Source organism: Leptospira idonii (assembly GCF_004770995.1).
GTDB lineage: Bacteria > Spirochaetota > Leptospiria > Leptospirales > Leptospiraceae > Leptospira_A > Leptospira_A idonii.
In genome coordinates this window covers 58,889-76,340 of record NZ_RQHW01000003.1, presented here as the reverse complement: position 1 = coordinate 76,340, position 17,452 = coordinate 58,889, and the positions used below count along the sequence as shown (strand labels likewise).

The following is a 17,452-nucleotide window of genomic DNA, read 5'->3' as shown; positions in this document are numbered from 1 at the left end:
TAACATTGGATTTTTCCATCTTCCATGAATTTTCCCTGGGTTTTTACCCGGGGATCTTTGCCGTTCTCCTAGTAGGTTTTTTCGTTGGTTACTTGGCTTCCTTCTTAGGAATCGGCGGAGGCTTCGTATATACTCCTTTCTTTCATAGTTTTTTCCATCTATCCGCCGTACAGGCAGTAGCTGTTTCTTTGGCTCAAATGCCTCTTTCCGCTCTTTCTGGTTTGATCGTTTATTTTAAGAACGATAAAGTAAGGTGGAGAGAAGGATTGCTTCTTCTTGTGACTTCGATTCCTTCCGCGCAATACATCGCTTGGAAATTCGGACGATTCGAAGATACCGAATTGGGAAGAACAATCTATTACGGAATGCCTGTCTCCGAATTGGTATATCTGTTCGTATTCACTGTTTTTTTAGGAATATTAGGGATTTATAATTTACTTTCCGCCTTTCGAAAGAGAAAACAATGGTATTTGCAGAAAGATCTGCCTCCTGAGGAAAAGACCGCCAAACGATCGTACAATCCGGATCTGATTTTTTCCCTTCGTCCCATACTGGTAGTGTTGGCTACCGGAGTCGCCTTCGGACTTTTTTCTTCCATATTGGGAATCGGGGGAGGGTTCTTGGCGGTACCTCTTTTCGTTTATTATTTCAAAATGGAGCCTGTAGAGGCGGTAGCTACTTCCTTTTTGGGAATCTTCATTACTTCTTTCGGAACTTCCGTACTTTTTTATCTGGAAGGAAAACTGCATTTGGATCTCGCTTTGGTGGGAACCATAGGAGGTTTTTTCGGAGCAAGAGTCGGTTCTTTGAAAGCAGTTCAAACAAGACCTTACACGATTCTGATGGTTCTAGGTTCTTCTCAGTTAATCGTAGTAAGCTGGTATATTTTGGGAAAACTACTTCGTTTGTAGTTTTTTAAATCAGTATCTCTTCCAATCCTCTTCTGGTGGAATCGTATTTATAACTGCTTCTTCCCAATCTTCCCAGAAGCTGAACTCTTTCCGTTCCTTTCAAACCGAGAAGGCTTTTGATTTCTTCGTGGAACACTAAACTTTCGGGATAATCTTCCAGTGCTTGGTTCATTGTATGAAAGGCGATGTTTTCTCCCGCGCAGGCCAAAGTGAATCTCATAAAATCCATTCCCGTTTTGACCCATTCTTTCGCATCGTCTTTGCCCTTCGTGACAAAGAACACTAAACCTTTGCTTGAGTTGGATTGGTTTTTGAATAAATCAATGGATGCCGCTTTGGAGGCTTCCGAATGCCAACCATCATAACTTAGATCCAAAAAGAATTTTTTGGCAGCCCATCCTTTGATCCCTGAAATTCCGTTTCCTTCCAGAGTGAGTCCGTCTCTTTTTGAATAAATTTCCTCTTTCGATTTTCGAAACCAAACTCTTGTGACCTCATTTTGTGCAGTAAGATTCGTTTCCTGTGCGAAGGAATTTTGAAGAGTAGGCAGGAAGGATTCGATCTCTTTTTTTCCGAGAACGAATCGTATGTCTAAAAAACTTGCATTTGTTAAATGCAATAGTTTGTCGGTTTCTTTTTTTGTGATCCAATCGCCCGAATATACGCTTCGATTCATTTGTCTTTTGGGAAGAGATGGAAATAGAAAATCGTGTACGCAAAGATCTTTGGGAGAGATGCGGAACTCTGCCACAGGAGAGGAACCTGTTTTGGATACGGAATCGATTCCTTTTGGAAACAAATTGATTTTAGCATCGAACATCAAAGAATCGGCAGCTAACTTCGCTAATTCTAAAAAACATCCTTGTGTATGATAAAATTGACGATTGACTGGATCGATGGAAAGAAGTTGTCTTTTCGGATCGCCGTACAATAGAAAGGAAGAGTCGGATTCGATTTTGATTTTCCATGGCTGCGTATTATGTGAATTTGGCGCTAGTGTTGCCGTTAGGATGATTTTTTCGATCGGTCTTTTGAGACCTATTTTTTCCGCATAGAGAATCGGGTTTTCTCGGAAAGAAACGGCATCTTCTTCTCCGTAGGCGAAAATCTCACTTACAAGAGGAGCCAATGAAACGATCGCTCCCGTTCGGAAACCTTTTTGTAAAAAACTTTTGCGTGAAAAACGGTCTTGTTTCATAAAAATGGGTCGTTCCTTTTTGCCCCTGTAAAAGTCTAAATAAATATGAATCCTTCTTTGCCTCCACTCAAAATTGATATTGTATCCGATGTAGTTTGTCCTTGGTGTTACGTTGGAAAAAGGAAATTGGAAATCGCTTTGGAGAAATTAAAAGACAAAGTGAATCCTGAGATCCAATGGAGGCCTTATCAATTGAATCCGGAACTTCCGGGAGAAGGAGTTCCTTATAGAGAACATCTGGTTCAAAAGTTCGGAAATGAACGAGGGTTAGATGCTGCTTGGGAAAGGATCATGAAAATAGGAATTGATATCGGAATCCCTTTTCATTTCGAGAAAATAGAAAAGGCTCCTAATACGCTGCGCCTTCATACATTCGTCAGTTTGATGAAAGATCCTTCCAAACAAGGTCAGATGGTGGATGCCTTGTTTCAGGCTCATTTCGTTTCCGGTGCAGACCTCACCGATAAAACGGTTGTTTGGAACATTGTTAAAGAATTTATTTCCGATGAATCCATCTTCTTGGACGTATGGGAAAAGGGAATGGGTACGGCTGACATCACTCAAGAGATATCGTATTACAGACAGAACGGAGTCAGCGGAGTTCCTTATTATATTTTTCAAGGAAAGTATGCTGTCAGCGGCGCTCAGAACCCCGAAGTGTTTGTCGATGTGATCGAAACTATTTTGAGAGAAGATGAGGGGAGCGCCGGCTAATTGCCGATCCATTTTTTCTCTACGTATCCTGCTGCGATATGCTGAATCAAATTATAAAAAAGGATCGGGAGCATCACGGAAGGATATATCGCCAAACTCAAAGATGCGAGCAATAACCCTGTTCCGTTATTGTTCATAGCAAGTCCTAAGGATATCTTTTCCGATTCCGAACTATTCAATAAATTTGCCAGTAAATTTCCGCTAATATGTTTGAATAATCTCCTTCAGTCATAAATCCGATCGAATGTAAGCCGAGTGGCGTGGTGATCGGACTGAGCATTGTGGAAAATAAAACCAAACCTAAACTCAATGCTAATCCTACCAATATGTTTTGGACTTCATTCTGGTTGTGCCAAAAAATCATGGTGATGGATAATAAGAACGTAAAAAATATAGGGATGGAAAGGTTCGCAAGTAGTCCTGCAAGAAGCAGTTTAGGTTTTTGAAATAGATTTTTTAATTCGGATGTTTTGACCCCGAATCCTGCGTTGAACAAAAGCATAGATAGTAAAATAAGGGCCAGTGATACTTTCACTTTGCTTCCGTCCATAAAGGTGAACGTTCCTAAGTTGGTATCTTTGATCCATAATCCGAATCTAGGAAACATTCCTCCGATCCAGTAAGATACGATGATGCAGTGGAAAAAATATTTATGAAGAAAATAGGAGGCCTGATTTATTTTATCTTTCATTTAGTAGATCGAATGAATCTAATAAACATAAACTTCATCCGGCAGTATCCTATAGAAGCGACTGAGATTTAGTTTATCCTTTTTTTAAATTTAATCTATAAGAGGATCCCGTAATTACGGGAACTACGTATGAGCTTTCATTCATTATTACCTAAAAGGTCTAAATTTTTCTTAATCTATGCTTTCGTGATTATGGTCTGGATGAGTTTGGAGCTAATCGAATTTTTCGGTAAGGTCCACTTAACAGACTCTATATCTAAATTGACCGGATTTGTTGAAATTTGTATCGGGTTTTCTTCTTTAGTGATCGTTTATCTTGTTTTTCGGGAATCGAAATCTTTGCGGAAAGAAATTTTCGAATCCAAACTTCTGATCGAAAAGTTAAACCACAAAAATCTTTTGAGCAAATCCGATAGAGAAGAGTTTTGGAAGGGAGTGCAAAAACAATATGAGGGTTGGGGCTTCAGTGAAACCGAATCAGAAATCGCAACCTATGTGCTGAGAGGTTTTTCCAACCAACAAATTGCAGGAATACGAGGGACAAGTCTTCGCACTGTAGAGACACAAACATACACGATCTATCAAAAATCCGGCACTAAGGGTAAGTTGGATTTCATCGCCTATTTCATCCTTCCTTTGCTTCCCGAAGAGGAAGGATCGAGATCCTTTCATGCAAATTAGGTAGCAGTTTCTCTTACGAAAAAACCGCAGAAATCTATTTTTATTTAGCTCGATCTTGACCATTCGGTCAGTCTAATGGTCATAATCTTGACCGAGCGGTCAATTTCTGTTCTATGTTTAGAGTTTTCGGTTTTTTACTTCTTTTCGTTTTTCTGAATCAAATCTCTCTTTTGCCTTTGAGAAGTTTCGGTTCCAGAGGGCCTTATACTCATAGGGAAATTACTTTCCAAGCCTTGGAAGAATTTGCAAGATCCACCAAATTCGAGCTTAACGCCGTATGTGCTGAGAGTTTTATGCAAGGTAACTTGCAGGCAGATACTTTATTTCCTGACAAAGCGGAATATCATTGTGACAATTCCGATTTCAGAGGCTGTAGCATCAACTTCAGAAAATTGGTGCAAAGAGCGGAAATCGGCGGGCCCGATTATCTTTTTGTGATGGGAAGAGCCGCTCATATATTACAAGATTTTTACGCACACAGCAATTGGGCGGAAAATGTGGTACCTGCTCCGATTTTAGCTCCTATTGAAGAGTTCCGACATTTCCTTGTGGTACCTAATATACAATCGGGGATGTATCCTTATTCTCATGACTCCATTGAAGACCAATACAACTGTTTTGTGGCACCGGAAGGGGATTGGAAAAACGTTTTGGCAGGCGCCAGCCATGCTTGTATGAATAAAGACAGCAATTTTACCATACGAGGAGGTACTGTAATCGACAATCTAGGTAAGACGTACCACGAATTCGCTGCAGAGCTGGCAATTGCACATACGGTCGAATATCTGATGATGTGGTACAAAAAAAAGCATCCTAGTTTTATGTTATGTCTTTCTCCCAGAGTGATGGGAGGAGGATGCAATCACAGAGTTGTAAGAGGGTTTTAATTTCGATAAATAAGCACATAGTTCTTGTTTTGGGAGCTAGAAAAAGAGCGAAATTGATGAATCGGCTCAGTTGTTGGTTGTCAAAATGGGAGGGGATTTTGATCATCAAATTCTCCAACCGTTATGAAAAAAATCATACATTATTTCGTTTATAAACCGTTAGTTGCAAACCTCATTTTCGTATTTCTATTTTTGGCTGGAATTCTTTGTGCCATTCTGATGAAAAGAGAGGCGTTCCCCAGGGTGAATTTCCGCCAAGTAAGAATCCTTACGATTTATCCCGGAGCCAGTCCTGTGGATGTGGAAAAAAAAGTAACGATTCCCATAGAAGAAAAATTAAGGGAAGTGGAAGGATTAGATTTAGTTCGTTCCATTTCCAGAAATACGGAATCCGACATCAGCATCAATATCGACTTAGAACACGATGATCCTGACAAAGTGGTGAATGACATCCGTAGGGCAGTCGATCGTGTGACTAGCCTTCCGATTCAAGTCAAAGATCGTCCTGTTGTTACGGAACAAAAAAGTTCCAACTTCCCCGTGATGGAACTTGCCGTTCACGGTGCTGCCGATGAAAAGGAACTTCAAGTCGTAGGTAGAATCATCGAGGACGAACTTCGTAAGGTTTCCGGTGTTTCCAGAGTGGATGCTTTCGGAAAAAGAAAAGAAGAATGGAGGATTCGTGTCGATCCGGATTTAAAATCCCGTTATACGTTAGGTTTCTCCGATATCATCAACGCAATCGCTAAAAGAAACATCAGTATCCCTGCAGGGTCTTTCCTCAGACCGATCACTCAAGACATTCGTGTCACTGGGGAGATCAACGAAATCGAAGATATCAAAAACATTCCTATCCGTTCCAATGAAACAGGAAACTCCATCTTACTTTCGCAAGTCGCTACTTTGAAAGATACTTACGAAAGACCTAGAGTTATGGCGATTTCGAACGGAAGCGAAGCGTATGTGCTTCAGATCATTAAAAAGGACAGTGCGGATATCATCCGAACTGTACAAGCGGTTCAGGCATCGTTGGGCGATATTAAAAAACAAATTCCTGCGAACATTCAGTTTAGTGAGTTGAACAACGAAGGGGAACGTGCCTTAAAAAGATTGGATGTTGTGATCAACAATGCGCTCCAAGGTTTGATGTTAGTTGTCATCGTATTGGTTGTATTTTTCAATACCAGAGATTCCCTTTTGACGAGCTTGTCTCTTCCTTTGACACTACTTGCAACTACAATTGCCTTTCCTTTGTTTGATATTTCGTTCAATCTAGTATCCATGTTGGGAATCATCATCTCACTCGGGATGCTGGTGGACAACAGTATCATCATCTCTGAAAATATTTACAAATATCGATCCCAGAATTGGGATGCGAAGTCGGCAGCCGTACAGGGTGCCAGTGAACTTGTGGTTCCTATCATAGGATCCTATCTTACTACCGTAGCTGCATTTTTACCGATGGCGTTTATGTCAGGGATCATGGGAAAATTCATTTGGCAGATTCCTTTTATGGTGATCGTGGCATTGACTCTTTCCTTGTTCGAATCTTTCTTTCTTCTTCCTGTACGTTATTCGTTGTTTGCTGTCGATGATTCTAAAAAGAATAAATCGAACTTTAGAAATAAAGTGAGATCCGTTTTGGAGAACGGATTCGAATCCATGAAAGGCGGCTTTGAACGTTTTATTACCAAAGTGGTTGCAAGGCCGTTCATAACATTGGGAGTCATTTTTCTTATCTTTCTAGGATCCTTCGGTGTATTAGGACTGATGAACTTCAATCTATTCCCGAAAGAAGGAATCGATTATGTAATGGTGAAGGCGGAATTCCCTCCTGATTATTCCTCTCAAGAGACCGCCAAACAGTTAGAGTACTTCGAACCTATCCTTGCTAAAATTCCAAAGGAAGAAGTGCAAAGCATCATTCTAAAAGTAGGGATTCAGCAGACAGATCCTACAGATCCTTTGACTCGTATTGGAGAACAATTAGGAATGGCGCAGATCATTCTCGTTCCCGAAACGGAAAGAAAAAGAACCGCTCAGGTAATTTTTGCAGAGATCGAATCGGAACTTAAAATGATGCCGAATGCTCTTACCGTGATGGTGGAACTCATCGTCAACGGACCTCCGATCGGTGCTGCTGTGACAGTTGCGATCGAAGGAAGAGACTATCAAACGTTAAAGACAATTTCGGAAGAGATGCAGACTTTCCTTCGTTCCGAAAAAGGAGTCATCAATATTCGTGATGATTACAAACGAGGAAGAGAAGAGATTCAAATTCGTGTGAAAGACCAAGCTTCCGCAATGACCGGGATCGATACGGAGCTGACTGCATATTACGTACGTACTGCGATGGAAGGAGTGGAAGCTTCCAATTTAAGAAGAGGAAAGGACGAAATTAAAATCGTCATCCAAAACGAAGATAAATACCGCGATGGTGTAGAAGACTTGGACGAGATTCAAATTCTAAACAAAAACGGACTACTCACTCCGATTACTGCCGTAACTACAAAGACGGTCGTGCAAGGAATCGAAGCTCTTTATCATAACGATTACGAAAAGGCGATCACTGTGTTGGCGGATGTGGATGAAGCGGTCACCAGCTCGAACATTGTGAATGAAAAGATCCTTGAGAGATATAAGAATCTAGGAGCCAAGTTCCCCGGTTATAAAATTAAATTCAGAGGGGAGCAGGAAGAGACCGCCAAGTCTATGTTATCTCTTTTGGTAACTACCGTTTTGGCGATGTTCGGAATTTTTGCGATCCTTGCGATTATTTTCAACAGTTTGACGAAGCCGATTCTTATCATTCTATCCATTCCTTTAGGACTGATCGGAGTCGTATTCGGATTTTTGATTTCAGGAAAGGCGTTGAGTTTCCTTGCAATGGTGGGGATCATAGGGCTTGCGGGAGTAATCGTAAACGCATCCATCGTGTTAGTTGATACGATCCAGGAATTTCAAAAAAAGGGAGACGGGCTTTATCAGTCACTTATCAATGCATCTGCGGAAAGATTCAGACCCATTTTAGTAACTACTTTGACGACTATGGCAGGGATGGTTCCTACAGCGTATGCAATCGGAGGATCCGACCCGCTTCTCATTCCTATGACTCTCGCTTTGGCTTGGGGACTCGGTTTCGGAACGTTCGGCTCGCTGATATTCATACCAGCGAGTTTTTCCGCATACTACCGATTAAGAGGAAGGAAGTAGTTTAGAAGGAATATTCTTCTTATCTATTTCTTTTCTGGGGGTTTTGTTCGTGTCGTGTCTGTATTTTGAAATCGCTTCATATACTGACTTTCTCACACGATTGATTCCCCCGATCGGTCTGTGTTCCGGGAGAGCGTGCCAAGGAGTGTAAGATACATTCTCGCAAAGAGTATCCATTGTTTCGTTTGCAAACTCTTGTTTGGGAATGATGAGTTCCGCCACCGGATAAAAAGGAGATTCCGATTCGTTCCATTCTACTGCGGGATCTTCCACAGGCATGGATCTAGCATCTTTCTGCAACTGCACCATAAATGTAAAACAACCGGAAGACTCCTTCAATTGTTTCTCCATCGTTTCTCTCAAATAATTGTCTTTCGGATCGGAAGGAATTTCCGTGCGGCTGTCTTTACAAGGTTTGAGGGAATATTTTACAGCTTTGCCTTCTCCGAAAGCATAAGGAGTCGTGGACCAATATCTGATTTCCAAAGGGCTGGATATTTTTTTGCCGCGGATATCTCTTACTTTGGAAAGAGCACCTAACTTCCAACCGAAAGGGTTCCATCCGAAAATATAAGAAGCCGGTTTTCCTGCAAAAGCGGCTTCAAAGAGCGCCAAATATTCGTCAGGTGCTCCCACAGGCAATATAGGGTGGTTGATGAGAAGGAAATCATGAGTGGTGCTTGTGCTTTCCTCAGCCAATAATTTTTTGCCTGGAACATCAAAGAGTTTCAAACCCACTCCTCGAATGTCTCCTTCTTTGTCCGCTTTCGGTTTTTGCGCTCCGTTGGAAAAACGCACAAGTGTCGTGTATGATTTTCCAGGAACGAACAATCCTAGTTTATAGTCGGGATTTAGGTCTTTTTTTACCGTAAAGGTGGCTGCCATACATCCGTGGTGTTTCGGATGGGCATCTCTTCTTACAAGAGCTCCACCTTGATAACTTTCTTTGAGAGAGGTCAAAGTTAAATCTAATGTTCGTTTGGTTGTATTCTCTTCATCAGGGAAAGGGTATTCTTTCCCAAGCTCTACCGTGGAGGGAATTTTGACATAAGGCCCTCCACAGCCTAGGGCTAGGAACAGTACGGAAAAAAGCAAGGTGTGGATTTGTTTCATAACCGAAAAATTTCATTCGGTTTCTGAATTTGTCCAGCTTAAAGAAATGCTTTCACCACCAATTTAATACGTCTTCCGCAAATCCCAAAAACTCTTTTACTTCCAATTTTTTGCCGGAATCCAAAACCACGGTTCCGGAAAATTTTCCGAATACCTGGTGTTGGATGGATTTCATGACCAGAAGATTGAGTGCGGAGGATCTATCTACGATCGGTTGGAAATCCAAATTCAATCGGTTGTCATTACTTGTGAATTTCCAAGGTTCCAGATAGTTCTTGGTATTGATGTGAAATTGCACTTCATCCAGTTTATGGATTTTGCGGTCGTAAATAAGAACATTTTCGGAAGCGGGAGTTCTGTCTGAAAAACCGTATCCTAAATTGAATCCGAAATCTTTGCCGTCGATATAACCGGAGGCCGAGCTCCAATACCATCGATTTTTATAAGTCCATACACCTCGTCCCCAGTCCAAAGCACCTAAGTCTTGTTTGGGATTAAATTTGTATTCTTTTCCTCCGTAAACGAACCCTCCCGAGGCAGGCATGGAATTGATTTTAGTATTATAATAAAATGCGTTTCTGTTTTCTTTCCAGGATGTGGCGATGTTCATCGATTCCAAATCTTTCGGTTCGGATAATTCGATTTCGCCTTGAATCCCTTTGGTTCCGTTTGCCGCTTTCAGTAATGGAGAAGAAAAACGCAGGATTCGTTTTCCAGGTTTCATATCCAGTTCCAGAGAAACTTTCGCATCGGAGAACTTGATGTTTCCTTCGTTGTTTTTCAAAGGAAACCCCAGTTTGCCCATAGGAAAAAAAGTGAGTGTATCGATTTGTTCGAAAGACTTGGTTTTAAAATCCAAAAAACAAATAGCGAAGAGTCCCACATAACCTAAATCACATGTAGTGAATGTGATTCCGAATTCCTGATCGGGAGAGAGAACGGAATAGTAATCCCATTCTTTAATCCTCCATTTAGGAGCATTGATGTTTTCTCGATTATAGATCCAGTGAGGGGAGCGTGCCCAACCTTCTTCCGTGATCAAACCTTGTTCCGTAAGCAGAGCGATCGTTTTTTTGATTTCAGACATTGTATCTTATCCTTCATAAGGATACTCTTTGGCTATAACATTTTGGCGGAAATAGGAAGAGCAGATTGACAGATATTCAAAAAAATCGAAATCTTAACATCTATTTCTTATTATTGCCGTAGGAAAAAAGAACTATGAATCAAAACATTCCCCAATCATTACCGTATGACTTCGATTATATCGTCGTGGGTTCCGGTTTCGGAGGAAGTGTATCCGCTTTGCGGTTGGCTCAAAAAGGATATTCCGTTTTAGTGATAGAGTCAGGGAAACGTTGGAAATCGGAAGAGTTTCCCAAAACGAATTGGTCGGTTCGTAAATTTCTTTGGATGCCTAAATTGGGATTTTACGGAATCCTTAGAATGAATCTTCTCAATGATTTTCTTCTTGTCAGCGGTGCGGGAGTGGGGGGCGGCTCTCTTGTATATGCTTGTACTTTATATGTTCCACCCGGTAAGTTTTTCGCAAGTCCCGTTTACTCCAAAATGGGAGGAGAAAAATCTCTCCTTCCTTATTATGATATCGCTAAGTATATGTTAGGAGTAAACGAGAATCCTCAACTTTGGGAGCCTGACAGATTGCTTTTGGAGACTGCGAAAACATTCGGAAAAGAAAAAACATTCCGCAAAACACCTGTTGGTATTTATTTCGGAAATGAAAAACAAAAAACAAAAAACGAATCCAAAGATCCTTATTTCCAAGGAGAGGGCCCCGATCGAGAACCTTGTAATTTCTGCGGCGGCTGTATGGTGGGATGTAGGCATAACGCAAAAAATACTTTGGATAAGAACTATCTATTCCTGGCCGAAAAGTTAGGAACGAAGATTCTACCTGAAACGAAAGTGGTCGGACTTGCTCCTTTGAATGAAAGAGGAATTCCCGATCCGGAAGCTACAGGTGATTTCGGTTACGAAGTCTCTACGGAAAGCACAACAGGATGGTTCGGCTTTCCAAAACATAAATTCAGGGCTAAAAATGTAATCCTCTCTGCAGGAGTGATGGGAACCGTGGGACTGTTGTTAAAGATGGAACAGGAAGAAAAACTGATCCGTCTCTCGGACCGGTTAGGTGATACGGTTCGTACGAACAGTGAAACCGTTCTGCCCGTAACCGTTTCCGATCCTAAGGCCGATTTTTCCAAAGGGATCGCAATCACTTCTTCCGTCCATCCGGACGAAAACACTCATATCGAACCGGTTCGTTATTCAAAAGGTTCCGATCTTTTGGGATTACTTGCCAGTGTGATGGCGGACGGAGGAGGAAAAATTCCAAGACCGGTAAAGTTCTTTTGGATTCTACTCACTCAGCCTATCTATTTTTTGAAATCCCATAACCCTTTCGGGTTCGCTCAAAAATCGATCATACTTCTTGTAATGCAGACGATCGACAATAGTGTTCGTTTAGTTAGACGAAGACGATTCATTTGGCCGTTTACTAAATCTATGACATCTTCCTTGTCTACGGGAGAAAGAACCCCTACTTATATTCCGATAGCGAACGAATTCGCCAGGAAATTGGCGAAGATTGCAGGAGGGATTCCTCGCAGTTCCTTGAACGATACTCTTCTCAACGCTCCTGTTACGGGACACATTATGGGAGGATGCATCGTGGGTGATTCCGCGGATACGGGAGTGATCGACGATCGCAATAAAGTGTTCGGTTACGAGAATCTATATGTTTGCGATGCTTCTATGCTTACTGTCAATTTGGGAGTGAATCCCAGTTTGACCATCACTGCTTTGTCGGAAAGAGCTATGAGTTTGATTCCTCCTAAAAATATGGATGCGCCTATTCAATATTTTATGTTCGAAAAAAAGAAAGGATTCGATTCTATCTTAAAATACAAATCGATTCCCGTTAAAAGACAAATACGATCTTCTTTGAACGGAATCAGAAAGTAGGCTGTTTGAATTTAATAGACATCATCAAATCCGGCTCTTCGGAAGATTGGAAACAAGCGATAGAAGAAGGGGAAAATCCGAACGAATTGGATTCTTACGGAATCACTCCTCTCGCTTGGATTTTAAAAATGGACAATTTGGATTTGTTTTCCTTGGCTTTGGAAACGGGAGCAGATCCCTTGTATCCCCATCGAACGGGAGGCTCCGTATTCCAAGATTTACTTTCTCAGAATAAAACTTCTTTCATCGAGATATTATTGTCTAAAAAGAATTTATGGAGCGGGTCGGAACACCTATTAACGAGAGATAAATCCGGCAATACGGTCTTTCATTCCGTCATTCAATCTGAGAACGAAGATGTATGGGAACATACATTCGATCTTTTGAATTTAGAAAACATATCTCTTCGAAACGAAGAGGGCCGCAGCGTATTTTTGGAAGCGGTTGTTTCCGGAAATTCCGATTTCGTGACTTCTTTATGGGAATCCTTCCCTCATGTGAAGTTCGAAAAGGACGGAGAAGGAAAAAACGGCCTCCATCTTTCTTCGGAAAGAAACCTAATTGATGTTTTGCGATTTCTTTTGGAACATTCTTTTCCTTTGGAGGAGAAGGACGAATCGGGAAATACCGCTTTGTTTCTGGCGGCGGAAGCGGATGCTACCGAATCTTTGGAACTTCTTTTGAAAGCGGGAGCCAACTTATTCGTGTACGGTGGTGAAGGGGAATCAATCACTCGCCTTTTCGATCGAGAGAAATTCCATCATTCGTTTAAAATCTGGAAAAAAGAATTGTACCAAAGGTTAAAATCGTTAGATCAGGAAAAAGATAAAATCAAATGGGAAGAGGTTCTTCTCTATTTGAAAACGGAAAAACCTCTCACACAAGCAGAGTTAGTTGGAGCAAAACTATCCGATTTGGTTTGAACTCCTCAATTTTGAGGAGTTTTTGCATCTCCCAGCCATTTAGGCCCGTAATCTCCTAAGCGATCGGTGTGGCTCCTGTCTGTGCGGGGGCTTTCGAAGCTATAGTGTTGTTCTATGTTCGTTTTGAAAGGGGCATTTTCAGGAGATTCTCCGTATTGTTTCAACTCCGTCCAAGCCATTGTTTTTCTAGGATGTTTGCCAAGGCGTCCGTCGAATTTCAAAAACTTTTCAATGTCGGCGGCTGTTTCGTGATTTCCATCCGGGTCTTTGTCCGCCTTTTGATTGATCCAGCCTGGTTCTTCCCATGCGACCAATTTCACGATTCTTTTTAAAATCATCTTACGTGCGTCCACATAACGAGTCTCTTGGTCTTTTCCTGATCCGATCTTTACTTTTTCAAAAAGAGAAGCATCCATTTCCGCCGGTACGATCAGAACGGAAAGGGCAGGATCAAAGTTGGGAAAAATATCTTCCGGATCGGAGATCCAATTGAATAAAAAATTTCCTGCATCCAGTTTTACGGTATAACCTCCGTAAGCTGATGTGGGATTCCCTCCGTCCGCGCCTTTGTTACCTTTGGCGACGTACAGAATCGGGTGTCCCATAAGAGAGTTTATGTTTTGGAAAGATGTGTCTAAAAGGACGTGATCATGTCCTGTGAGAAGGATTCTTTTGGGAGTTCCTTCTTTAGAAACCAAAATCGAATATGATTCCAAATCGCCTTGGTGCACGTTTCCGAAGCTGGTAGGGCCTTCGTTTTGGTCGTACCAAATCCAATAGGAGACCACCATATCTCCGTTTGCTTCCTCATACCAATAGTTCCAATTGTCTCGGAACCCGGGAAGGGCTTCTCTTTGTGTTCCTGACACTGTAGACTTTGCATAACGAACATGATAGTAAAGATGAGTGTCTCCTTTGTTCGCCTTTTCATCGGAAAGAACCAAATATTTTCCGGATTCTTGTCGGACGGAAAATCTGCGGATGTCTCTTTCGGGAAGAGGGTATTCTTCCGCAGAGAATTGAGGGTAATGTTTTTCCAGGTTGGTAGGAAGCACCTTTTTGTTCTTATGATAGACTAAAATGGGAGAAAAAGATTCCGCTAGTTTCTTTTGAATCCCGTCAGGAATCATATTTTCTTGTGAGGTGAACTTGAACGTATGTTCTATGGAAAAATCCTGACCGTCTCCTAGGTTGCGGATCCAATATGGATTGTGGCCTGGAGAATACATTCCTTTGATCGCATCGATCCCTGTCAGTTCCATGGAAAGATGGGACCAATCATCCGTCATATAAAGGGAAATGTTCGTTTCCTTGGGAGTAATTGCATGTTGGCTGACTTTCGGATTCTTTAAACAGTTAGGAATGTTTTTTTTCGGCTGGATTTGATACGATTTTAATTCCTGATCAGTACAATGATAGACGCTGATTTTGAAACCTAACTTTTCTTTGGCTACGAGTGCGGGAAGGTTTTCCAATTTTAAAATTAAGGATAAAGTCACAGGATCCAATTTCTCTTTGGACCAATCCTTCAGAATGCAGCCGGCTCCCGACAAACAAAGAAAAGATGGTATTAGGATAAACATTAAAAGTGATTTAGTTGGATTCATGATGAGCACCGGTCGTTTCGGTTTTGTTATAAGGACGGAATGAAAATAAAAAACCCCTGAGGGACAGGGGTTTGGTTTATGGCAAAAACCTTATTCGGATTTTTTCTTCTTAGATTTTTTTCCTTTTTTGCCTTTCTTTTCTTTTTTACCTTTTTTCTCGTTCTTTTTGTTGTTCTTTTTCTCTTTGTCCGCTTTTTCAGGTTTTACTGTTTCGGTTTCTTCGTTTTGCATTGTAGGCTCTTCGTCCGCTTCAGGTGCGGTTTGAGCGAAAACGCCGAAAGTTGTGAAGGAGAAAATAGCAAGTACAGCTAGGATTTTTTTCATTTGTCTACCTCTGAATGATTGTGGACTCAATTTGAGACCCGTTCGTAGATTCGACAATAGAAAATTCAGTGGTTCGAAAGATTATTTTCCTACGCAGAACTTGCTGAAAATACGCCCTAAAATTTCTTCATTGTCCACATGACCGTTCACTTCGCCTATTTCATGCAGGGCATAATTGATTTCTTGAATATAAATTTCCGCAGGGGCGGAAGATTCCAACAAACGAATGGCTTCGCTTAGGTGGTTTTTAATCGCTGTGATGTGGAAGGCTTGTCTTTCTTCCAGCAAAACCACATCTTCCGTATTTTCCGCAGAACTCAATCTTTGTTTCAAACTGACTAGAAGTTCGCTGATCCCTTCTTTGGATCTGCAGGAAATTTCCACCAATTGGAATCCGAATGACTCGGAAGATTTTTTCCATTCTTCCGGATTCCAATTTGAATGAGCGATGTCTATTTTATTGGCGACTAAGATGGAACCGTTCAATCGATCCTTATGTAAGGAAATGAATTCGGAAACAGAGACAGGCAAAGAAGCGTCCAAAAGAAGCAAACGCAAGTTTGCCGAATCCGCTTCTCTTTCGCTTCTTTCGATTCCCATTTTTTCGATTGTATCTTTTGTTTCTCTGATCCCCGCAGTGTCTACAAGTCGAATGGGAAGTCCGTCGAGGGAAATTTCTTCTGCAATATAGTCCCTAGTGGTTCCAGGAATGTCTGAGATGATGGATCTGTCTTTTCCGATCAGAAGGTTCATAAGACTCGATTTTCCGGTGTTAGGTGCTCCAAAGAGAACGACTGTGGACTGCAAAATCATCTTTTGCGCTCTTTCTGAATTTTTGAGTAAGGTGGAACAAAGATCTCTGAGGGAGATCATTCTGTTTTTTCTTTGATCCAAACTTTCAAAGGTAAGATCTTCCGTTGAAAAATCGATCTCCGCTTCGCATTCGGCTTTGAGAGAGATGAGATCGCTTCTGATTTTGGAAGAGAGTTGAGAAATTTCTCCGAATACGTTCTTTTGAGCTAACTCCAGTTCGTAACGGGATCTGGATTCAATGAGTCTCCCGATGGCTTCTGCGGCTGTGAGAGAAAGTTTTCCGTTGAGAAAGGCACGTTTCGTAAACTCGCCTTGGGTCGCAGGTCTTGCTCCCTTTTGGAAGATGGCGGAGAGTGCCGACTTCAGAAGTATGGGATTTCCGTGCAGATGGAACTCTCCCAAATCTTCACCTGTATAAGAGTTAGGTGCCGGAAAGTAAAGAAAAACGATCTGATCGATCGGTTTATTTTCAAAGACGAAATCGCAAAGAATCGCCTGTCGTTTATTCTCTTGGATGTAGGATTCGGTAAGAGGAGTTTTGTTTTTAAATAAAAGGGAAGTGGCGATGGAGAGAGTGTTTTTGCCCGAAACCCGGAGGATGCCGATCGCTCCGGGGGCAGTTGCGGTAGAGAGTGCTGCTATTGTATCAATCAAGCTCTTCTGAATCCGCAAAGTCTTCCACAGGAAGACCTTTTTTAGACGGATCTTCCAGATCTTTGTACTTATGTTTGTCTTTTGCGGAAATCACACGAACTCTTTTGAAAGTGCCGTTTCCTTCGGAACGAGTGAATACTCTTTCGTCTTCTTGGATGGCCATGTGTACGATTCTTCTTTCGAAAGGATTCATCGGATCCAAAAGTTTGGAACGTCCCGTTTTGATGACGGAAGCAGCGATGGATTTCGCCAAACGAATGAGAGAAAGTTCTCTTTTGTCACGGTAGGATTCGATGTCTAAAACGATTTTACGATTGTGGCGGATGCGAGGCTCTACCATCAAGTTCACTAGGAACTGAAGAGAGTCGAGTGTAGCTCCTCTTTTTCCGATGATGAGTCCCGATTCTTTGCTGGTAAGTTCCACGTAAACTTTACCGTCTACGTCTCCCATTCCCACTACTTCTGCAGGGATTCCCATTTTTTTCAGGATGGTGATGATGACACCGTGAATGATTTTTTCGGATGGGATGTCGTTGTTGGCAACAAACGCGCGTACAACGGCAGGTTTCTTTTGGGTGATTCCTAAAAAGCCGGATTTACCGGAATCGACTACTTCGAATTTCAGATCCCCCGGTTCCAACCTGAGGGTTTCTAAAGTGTATTCTTCCGCTTCCGATTTGCTTTTTCCTTCTGCTTCAAAGATGTAATTATTCATTATGGTCTTCCTTGTTAGACAAT

At 41.7% G+C, this 17,452-nt stretch carries 16 protein-coding genes; 7 read left to right on the top strand and 9 right to left on the bottom strand.

Annotated elements, in window-relative coordinates; genetic code table 11:
* The first annotated feature begins 5 nt into the window (after positions 1–5).
* Positions 6–911, top strand: coding sequence for a sulfite exporter TauE/SafE family protein (locus EHS15_RS01480; protein ID WP_281277617.1), 906 nt, complete (start codon positions 6–8; stop codon positions 909–911).
* A gap of 4 nt (positions 912–915) precedes the next feature.
* Here EHS15_RS01480 and EHS15_RS01475 read toward each other — a convergent pair whose 3' ends face one another.
* A complete protein-coding gene (locus EHS15_RS01475; protein ID WP_135758759.1) occupies positions 916–2,109 on the bottom strand; it encodes an Acg family FMN-binding oxidoreductase in 1,194 nt (397 codons plus the stop codon).
* 45 nt (positions 2,110–2,154) lie between these two features.
* Between EHS15_RS01475 and EHS15_RS01470 the strand changes: the two genes are divergently transcribed.
* Positions 2,155–2,823, top strand: coding sequence for a DsbA family oxidoreductase (locus EHS15_RS01470; RefSeq protein WP_135758758.1), 669 nt, complete (start codon positions 2,155–2,157; stop codon positions 2,821–2,823).
* Here EHS15_RS01470 and EHS15_RS19285 read toward each other — a convergent pair.
* Positions 2,820–3,002 (bottom strand): hypothetical protein, encoded by a 183-nt coding sequence (locus tag EHS15_RS19285; RefSeq protein ID WP_246051847.1) that lies wholly within the window; start codon positions 3,000–3,002, stop codon positions 2,820–2,822. The two genes, EHS15_RS01470 and EHS15_RS19285, sit on opposite strands and share 4 nt — an antisense overlap.
* On the bottom strand, positions 2,999–3,514 hold the full coding sequence (locus EHS15_RS01465) for a hypothetical protein (protein WP_246051846.1): 516 nt from the start codon (positions 3,512–3,514) through the stop codon (positions 2,999–3,001). Before EHS15_RS01465 ends, EHS15_RS19285 begins: the two co-directional genes overlap by 4 nt.
* A gap of 129 nt (positions 3,515–3,643) precedes the next feature.
* Here EHS15_RS01465 and EHS15_RS01460 point away from each other — a divergent pair, with 129 nt between their 5' ends.
* The 3 genes from EHS15_RS01460 (at position 3,644) to EHS15_RS01450 (ending at position 8,295) form a co-directional block, all read left to right on the top strand.
* A complete protein-coding gene (locus EHS15_RS01460; RefSeq protein ID WP_135758757.1) occupies positions 3,644–4,195 on the top strand; it encodes a helix-turn-helix transcriptional regulator in 552 nt (183 codons plus the stop codon).
* A 113-nt stretch (positions 4,196–4,308) separates the two neighbouring features.
* Entirely contained in the window at positions 4,309–5,082 is a 774-nt protein-coding gene (locus EHS15_RS01455) for a hypothetical protein (RefSeq protein ID WP_135758756.1), read from the top strand.
* 123 nt (positions 5,083–5,205) lie between these two features.
* Positions 5,206–8,295 (top strand): efflux RND transporter permease subunit, encoded by a 3,090-nt coding sequence (locus tag EHS15_RS01450; RefSeq protein ID WP_135758755.1) that lies wholly within the window; start codon positions 5,206–5,208, stop codon positions 8,293–8,295.
* On the opposite strand, the gene EHS15_RS01445 is transcribed toward EHS15_RS01450, so the two are convergent.
* Positions 8,278–9,408 (bottom strand): catalase family protein, encoded by a 1,131-nt coding sequence (locus tag EHS15_RS01445; protein ID WP_135758754.1) that lies wholly within the window; start codon positions 9,406–9,408, stop codon positions 8,278–8,280. The genes EHS15_RS01450 and EHS15_RS01445 overlap by 18 nt on opposite strands.
* Positions 9,409–9,460: 52 nt before the next feature.
* Positions 9,461–10,495 (bottom strand): DUF2804 domain-containing protein, encoded by a 1,035-nt coding sequence (locus tag EHS15_RS01440; protein ID WP_135758753.1) that lies wholly within the window; start codon positions 10,493–10,495, stop codon positions 9,461–9,463.
* Between the two features lie 134 nt (positions 10,496–10,629).
* On the opposite strand from EHS15_RS01440, the gene EHS15_RS01435 reads away from it, so the two are divergent.
* Complete coding sequence (locus tag EHS15_RS01435; RefSeq protein WP_135758752.1) at positions 10,630–12,393, top strand: GMC family oxidoreductase; 1,764 nt, start codon at positions 10,630–10,632, stop codon at positions 12,391–12,393.
* A 5-nt stretch (positions 12,394–12,398) separates the two neighbouring features.
* On the top strand, positions 12,399–13,316 hold the full coding sequence (locus EHS15_RS01430; protein WP_135758751.1) for an ankyrin repeat domain-containing protein: 918 nt from the start codon (positions 12,399–12,401) through the stop codon (positions 13,314–13,316).
* Positions 13,317–13,321: 5 nt separating this feature from the next.
* Here the strand turns inward: EHS15_RS01430 and EHS15_RS01425 are convergent, their stop codons facing one another.
* The 4 genes from EHS15_RS01425 to jag all read right to left on the bottom strand — a co-directional run bounded on the left by EHS15_RS01425 (position 13,322) and on the right by jag (position 17,429).
* Positions 13,322–14,923, bottom strand: coding sequence for a hypothetical protein (locus EHS15_RS01425; RefSeq protein ID WP_135758750.1), 1,602 nt, complete (start codon positions 14,921–14,923; stop codon positions 13,322–13,324).
* A 90-nt stretch (positions 14,924–15,013) separates the two neighbouring features.
* Positions 15,014–15,247, bottom strand: a complete 234-nt coding sequence (locus EHS15_RS01420) for a hypothetical protein (RefSeq protein ID WP_135758749.1) — start codon at positions 15,245–15,247, stop codon at positions 15,014–15,016.
* A gap of 81 nt (positions 15,248–15,328) precedes the next feature.
* Entirely contained in the window at positions 15,329–16,714 is a 1,386-nt protein-coding gene (gene mnmE, locus EHS15_RS01415) for a tRNA uridine-5-carboxymethylaminomethyl(34) synthesis GTPase MnmE (protein WP_135758748.1), read from the bottom strand.
* Positions 16,707–17,429, bottom strand: a complete 723-nt coding sequence (jag, locus tag EHS15_RS01410) for an RNA-binding cell elongation regulator Jag/EloR (protein ID WP_135758747.1) — start codon at positions 17,427–17,429, stop codon at positions 16,707–16,709. Before jag ends, mnmE begins: the two co-directional genes overlap by 8 nt.
* Positions 17,430–17,452: the final 23 nt, after the last annotated feature.

Bases quoted from the DNA above. Each gene is read 5' to 3' on its own strand.
- EHS15_RS01475 (WP_135758759.1), bottom strand. From the start codon at position 2,109: ATGAAACAAGACCGTTTTTCACGCAAAAGTTTTTTACAAAAAGGTTTC.
- EHS15_RS01470 (WP_135758758.1), top strand. From the start codon at position 2,155: ATGAATCCTTCTTTGCCTCCACTCAAAATTGATATTGTATCCGATGTA.
- EHS15_RS01465 (WP_246051846.1), bottom strand. From the start codon at position 3,514: ATGAAAGATAAAATAAATCAGGCCTCCTATTTTCTTCATAAATATTTT.
- EHS15_RS01460 (WP_135758757.1), top strand. From the start codon at position 3,644: ATGAGCTTTCATTCATTATTACCTAAAAGGTCTAAATTTTTCTTAATC.
- EHS15_RS01455 (WP_135758756.1), top strand. From the start codon at position 4,309: ATGTTTAGAGTTTTCGGTTTTTTACTTCTTTTCGTTTTTCTGAATCAA.
- EHS15_RS01450 (WP_135758755.1), top strand. From the start codon at position 5,206: ATGAAAAAAATCATACATTATTTCGTTTATAAACCGTTAGTTGCAAAC.
- EHS15_RS01445 (WP_135758754.1), bottom strand. From the start codon at position 9,408: ATGAAACAAATCCACACCTTGCTTTTTTCCGTACTGTTCCTAGCCCTA.
- EHS15_RS01440 (WP_135758753.1), bottom strand. From the start codon at position 10,495: ATGTCTGAAATCAAAAAAACGATCGCTCTGCTTACGGAACAAGGTTTG.
- EHS15_RS01435 (WP_135758752.1), top strand. From the start codon at position 10,630: ATGAATCAAAACATTCCCCAATCATTACCGTATGACTTCGATTATATC.
- EHS15_RS01425 (WP_135758750.1), bottom strand. From the start codon at position 14,923: ATGAATCCAACTAAATCACTTTTAATGTTTATCCTAATACCATCTTTT.
- EHS15_RS01420 (WP_135758749.1), bottom strand. From the start codon at position 15,247: ATGAAAAAAATCCTAGCTGTACTTGCTATTTTCTCCTTCACAACTTTC.
- jag (WP_135758747.1), bottom strand. From the start codon at position 17,429: ATGAATAATTACATCTTTGAAGCAGAAGGAAAAAGCAAATCGGAAGCG.